Raw genomic sequence first — 4,883 nt, 5'->3', positions numbered from 1 at the left:
CGGGATTACCGAGCAGACGGGCGCCTCCAACCCGCGCCAGCTTGAGGCCCTGCAAGCGGCCATTGCGGCGCGCCAGAGCGATGCCGGAAATCTGAACTCGCTGTGGCGGTCCAATTCCTCGACCTTTTTCGGCGACCCACGTGCAGCTCGTGTCGGCGACATCCTGACGGTCAACATCAATATCGCCGACCGGGCGCAGGTGAACAACCAGACCAACCGTTCGCGCGTCACGGCCGAGAACGCGGGAATCTCCAACTTCTTCGGCGGCGAAGCTGCGCTTGGCAATTTCTTCAACGACGCCATCGACCCGGAAAACCTGGTCAATATGGGCTCCAACAGCTCCACGCGCGGGACCGGGTCGGTCAACCGTTCCGAGACCATCCGGCTGACGGCGGCGGCTATCGTGGTCGACGTATTGTGGAACGGGAACATGATCGTGCATGGCCGTCAGGAAGTGCGCATCAATAACGAAGTTCGCGAACTGCTGATCTCCGGCATCGTGCGTCCGCAGGATATCGCCTCGGACAACACGATCGATCACACCAAGATCGCCGAAGCGCGCATTTCCTATGGCGGACGGGGCCATATCTCCGAAATGCAGCGCCCGCCGGTTGGCCAGGAAATCTACAACCTGCTCTGGCCTTTCTAGCAGCTGGCGGCCTGTAAGCCGGGAAAAGCTAACGCTTTCCTCATCATTCTGCCCTCAGGATAGCGAAACGCTCAACCGGGGGCCGAATGACGGGGCGCTTTTCCTATCTGACGCGAATACTGGGGCCAGACGGCGTGATGTATGTCCGCCTGATCGGGGTGAACCGTCCGGAAATCAGCCGGGACCGGGGCGGAATGCTGCTGGACCGGGTAGCCGCAGGTGGCATCAAGGGCCTCGTGTTTGACTACCGCCGCATGCTTTACACCCACGACACCTTCCAGATCGGTACGCTCGCAGGGCGGGTTGCCAGCCGCCTGCCGGCCGGTTTTCCGGTGGCGTATGTGCTTGCGCGCCACCATGCGGGCTTTGTCGTAACGCTCATGCGCACGCTGAAAGCCAAGGGCATTGTCACCGAACCCTTCGCCACGCACCGTCCGGCGATCGCGTGGGTGAACCGGCAGATAGCGCTCGATCGTGGCCAGTCTCCCGACCATCAAATGGACCCTGCCCTTCATGCCCGTAGCGCCTGATCTGACCCTCGACCGCTTCGAGCTGGAGGGCGCGAATGTCTTCTGTGCGCGGCTGATCGGCACCAACCGGGTTCGCGACAGCCTGGCCAATGCCCGGCGCCTTGCGGAGCGGGTCATCGCGGAGAACCGCGATGCAATCCTTCTCGATTACCGTCAATGCGCGCTGGAACACACGCTGGAAGAGTTCGTGCAAGTTGGCGGCGTTTTCGTCGAGGCCATGCCGCGACATGTCCGCATGAGCTATGTCTACAGCCCGGCCAACATGATGCATGCTGTCTACATGACGAAGATGCTGCACAAGGCAGGCTTCAAGGCTCGCGCCTTTGACAACTGGGATGCTGCCGAGCGCTTTGCCCGCGGCGCAGACACGCCCTAGTCGTCGCGGTGCACCCGTTCGGAGCGCTCGTGGCGCTCCTGCGCCTCAAGGCTCAGCGTGGCTACCGGACGGGCATCGAGACGGGCCAGCGAAATCGGCTCACCGGTTTCATCGCAATAGCCGTAAGTGTCTTCCTCGATACGGCGCAAGGCCGAGTCGATCTTCGAGATCAGCTTGCGCTGGCGGTCGCGGGCCCGAAGCTCCAGCGAACGATCCGTCTCGGTAGAGGCCCGGTCAGCAAGGTCGGGCAGCGCACCGACATCTTCCTGAAGGGCATATAGGGTGGTCTTGCTCTCGCGGAGGATCTCGTCCTTCCAGGCAAGCAGCTTGCGGCGGAAGTATTCCTTCTGCCGCGAATTCATGAAGTCCTCGTCCTCACTCGGACGATAGCCTTCTGGCAGTTCGATCTTGGATTCAAACCCGCTCATCCGACCGCCTCCGTGACGTATACGCCCCTCTTCATGAGCGCGGCGGAGAATATCCACCGAAGTCATCAAGTCAACGATGCATGACCGTTGTGGCGCAAGTTTGATGCCAATGTGAAAACATCATGACTTACAGAGGCTAAGGTTCGGTTTGCCCTGCGTTCAGGCGTCGTATTTGGCCAGTTCGACGGCGGCGCGTGTCTCAACTTCGTCCAGCATTGCCTCAAGACGCGGATCGGAAACCGACTCGCGGCGGGCCTTGAGGACATCCATCAGACGGACAAGGCGCGAGCGCGGCACACCGCCCTCCAGAAGCGCGATTTTCAGGTCATCGAGCACGTCAAGCAGGGTGAAGGCACGCTCGGTTGCGCGCTTGCGGGCACCGGCCTCGTCATGATCGCCCTGCAAGGCAAGGAGTGCTTCGACCGACCCGACAGAGGCAACAGGCCCGGCCCCGCTCACGCCCGTCGAGGCTGGCGCCGCGGAAGGTGTAGTGGGAGAAAAGCTTGCCGAACCGCTATTGGTGCGGCTGGTGCGCCGGGCGGCGCCCGTTCCCTGGGTTGTGCCCGGACCGGTGATTTTCATCGGGCTTGCCTCATCGACAGGTTTGCATTCGCGAATGTGCTTAAGCTTGCTTAACAGAGGCTTAAACTGCTTCGGCCACCCGGCAATATCTTCCGACCATGTGCGCGCACCCGGCAGGCAAGGGCACGGCGCGCGATCCCGCTCTGCAGAAATTTCAACACGTTACGCCGGCTGCAGCTGGCACGTTTCTCGCATGGTTAACGCGTGAACGCACACCCATGCGGAGAACCGCGCACCATGCTGATCCGTCTTGTCACCGCTCTGGCCCTTGGACTGGCGCTTATGGCGCCGGCTTTTGCCAACCCGCGCATCAAGGACATTGCAGACATCGAGGGCGTCCGTGAGAACCAGCTCGTCGGGTATGGCCTGGTCGTGGGCCTCGACGGATCGGGCGATACGCTGCGCAATTCGGCCTTCACCCGCCAGTCGCTGAACTCGCTGATGGAGCGCTTCAACGTCAATATCCGCGATGCGGACCTGCGCACCGGAAACGTGGCGGCCGTTCTTGTGACCGCGCACCTGCCGCCGTTTGCCACGCAAGGCTCGCGCATGGATGTGACCGTGTCAGCCATGGGTGATGCCAGCAGCCTGCAGGGCGGTGTCCTGATCGCGACGCCGCTGATGGGCGCCGATGGTCAGGTCTATGCCGTGGCCCAGGGCTCCATTGCCGTTGGCGGCTTCTCGGCTGACGGCGATGGCGCCAGCATCACGCGCGGTGTTCCCACCAATGGCCGTATTTCCAACGGCGCGATCATCGAGCGCGAATTGCGCTTCGACCTCGCAAGCCGGGACGAGATCCGCCTCGCCCTTCGCAATCCGGACTTCACGACGGCCCGCCGCATGGCTGACGCCATCAACGCCTATATTGGCACCGGCACGGCCCACGCCACCGACCCGGCAACCGTGGTCGTCAGCCGTCCGGCGAGCTTTGCGGGCGACATGGTGAGCCTGGTCGCTGACGTGGAGCAGCTGCGCGTTGCTGCCGACATGCGCGCCCGCGTCGTGATCGATGAAAGCACCGGCACGATTGTCATGGGCGAGAATGTGCGCGTCTCCACCGTGGCAATTGCGCAAGGCAATCTCACCATCACGGTCAGCGAGACACCGATCGCCAGCCAGCCCGGCGCCTTTGCAGAAGGGGGCGAAACCGTTGTCCTGCCGCGCACGCAGGTGACAGCCGAAGAAGACGGCATGCAGCTTGGCGTGCTGGAAGGCACCGTCTCCTTGCGCGAACTGGTCGACGGTCTCAATGCTCTGGGCGTATCGCCGCGCGACATGATCACCATTCTCCAGACCATCAAGGCCTCAGGCGCCCTTCAGGCCGAGATCGAGGTGCTGTGATGGACGATCTTCTCGCTTCCCAGGTCCAGACTGCCTTCACCACCCGCGAGCCGGGCCTGCCGGGCACGGGCCGTGTATCTACGCCTGATCAGGCCCGCCGCGTTGCCGAAGAGTTCGAGGCGGTATTCCTCGCCCAGCTCATGGAGCAGATGATGGGTGAAAGCACCCAGAGCGAGATGTTTGGCGGCGGTCCCGGCGAAAGCGCGTTTCGTGGCATGCTGAACGAGGAATACGCGAAAGTGATGGCGCGCGCGGGCGGCATTGGCCTCGCCGACGACCTGGCGCGCGAAATGCTGCGCCTCCAGGAAGCAGGAGCCCAGCGATGAGCGAACTGTCAGCCAGCAACCCGGCTGAACGCGCAAGCGCGCTGGTGCGCCTGACCGCGCGCCTGACCGAGCTTTTCGATATCGAAACCCGTCACTTCGAAGCCCGCGAGCCGCACAAGGCTTTCGACCTTCAGGACGAAAAGATGCAACTGGCGAACATCTATCGCCGGGAAACCCAGCTTGCCGCATCGGACCCGGAGCGTCTGTCCGGGCTGGATCCGGCATTGAAGGCGAGCCTGCGCCGTAATGTGGAGGCCCTTGATGCGGCCGTCGCGCGCAATGGCCGGGTCGTCGAGGCACTGAAGGAAATTACCGAAGGCCTGGTCAAGGCGATTGCCGACGAAGCCATCCGACAGAAGGCCCAGAATGCCGGCTACGGCCCGCAATCTGCCAATGCTTCACGCATTGGCTCGATTGCCATCAATCAGCGCGCCTGACGCCTAGCTGCCCAGATGGGCGATGAAAGGTGCGCACAACGCAAGTCCCATCACCGTCTCGAACGCTATGGCGGCAGCGTTGTAGCGCGTGCGGGTATCGTGATCAGCGTCGGCGATCATGGAGACGGCCCGCCCGAACGCCATGCCCAGCCAGTAGAGACCGACCGCAAAGCTCGCGCCCATCACCGCGCCGGCCCCGGCCCGCTCGCTCATC

Annotated in this window: 8 protein-coding genes and 1 pseudogene; 6 read left to right on the top strand and 3 right to left on the bottom strand. The window is 63.0% G+C overall.

The window, feature by feature from the left end; genetic code table 11:
• The 3 genes from flgH to ACTS2Z_RS13595 all read left to right on the top strand — a co-directional run.
• Positions 1 to 649, top strand: a 649-nt coding sequence (gene flgH, locus ACTS2Z_RS13605; protein ID WP_442573747.1) for a flagellar basal body L-ring protein FlgH, incomplete at its 5' end; no start/stop codon positions are given.
• A gap of 86 nt (positions 650 to 735) precedes the next feature.
• Positions 736 to 1,179 (top strand): hypothetical protein, encoded by a 444-nt coding sequence (locus ACTS2Z_RS13600; protein ID WP_442573746.1) that lies wholly within the window; start codon positions 736 to 738, stop codon positions 1,177 to 1,179.
• A complete protein-coding gene (locus ACTS2Z_RS13595) occupies positions 1,163 to 1,555 on the top strand; it encodes a hypothetical protein (protein WP_442573745.1) in 393 nt (130 codons plus the stop codon). Before ACTS2Z_RS13600 ends, ACTS2Z_RS13595 begins: the two co-directional genes overlap by 17 nt.
• Here the strand turns inward: ACTS2Z_RS13595 and dksA are convergent.
• Positions 1,552 to 1,983: an RNA polymerase-binding protein DksA gene (gene dksA, locus ACTS2Z_RS13590; RefSeq protein ID WP_442573744.1), complete on the bottom strand. Its 432-nt coding sequence runs from the start codon at positions 1,981 to 1,983 to the stop codon at positions 1,552 to 1,554. The two genes, ACTS2Z_RS13595 and dksA, sit on opposite strands and share 4 nt — an antisense overlap.
• A gap of 159 nt (positions 1,984 to 2,142) precedes the next feature.
• Positions 2,143 to 2,565 (bottom strand): flagellar assembly protein FliX, encoded by a 423-nt coding sequence (locus ACTS2Z_RS13585; protein ID WP_442573743.1) that lies wholly within the window; start codon positions 2,563 to 2,565, stop codon positions 2,143 to 2,145.
• 237 nt (positions 2,566 to 2,802) lie between these two features.
• Here ACTS2Z_RS13585 and ACTS2Z_RS13580 point away from each other — a divergent pair, with 237 nt between their 5' ends.
• Genes ACTS2Z_RS13580 through ACTS2Z_RS13570 form a run of 3 tightly spaced genes read left to right on the top strand, consistent with a single transcriptional unit; the run spans position 2,803 to position 4,669 of the window.
• Positions 2,803 to 3,906 (top strand): flagellar basal body P-ring protein FlgI, encoded by a 1,104-nt coding sequence (locus ACTS2Z_RS13580; protein WP_442573742.1) that lies wholly within the window; start codon positions 2,803 to 2,805, stop codon positions 3,904 to 3,906.
• Positions 3,906 to 4,232 carry a rod-binding protein gene (locus ACTS2Z_RS13575; protein ID WP_442573741.1) on the top strand — a complete coding sequence of 109 codons (327 nt, stop codon included), beginning with the start codon at positions 3,906 to 3,908 and terminating at the stop codon, positions 4,230 to 4,232. Before ACTS2Z_RS13580 ends, ACTS2Z_RS13575 begins: the two co-directional genes overlap by 1 nt.
• A complete protein-coding gene (locus ACTS2Z_RS13570; RefSeq protein WP_442573740.1) occupies positions 4,229 to 4,669 on the top strand; it encodes a flagellar basal-body protein FlbY in 441 nt (146 codons plus the stop codon). Before ACTS2Z_RS13575 ends, ACTS2Z_RS13570 begins: the two co-directional genes overlap by 4 nt.
• A gap of 3 nt (positions 4,670 to 4,672) precedes the next feature.
• On the opposite strand, the pseudogene ACTS2Z_RS13565 reads toward ACTS2Z_RS13570, so the two are convergent.
• A pseudogene (locus ACTS2Z_RS13565) lies at positions 4,673 to 4,883 on the bottom strand (hypothetical protein); the annotation flags it as partial.

The organism is Glycocaulis sp. (genome assembly GCF_052168375.1).
Classification (GTDB): Bacteria; Pseudomonadota; Alphaproteobacteria; order Caulobacterales; family Maricaulaceae; genus Glycocaulis.
This window is presented reverse-complemented; position numbering and strand designations above follow the sequence as displayed.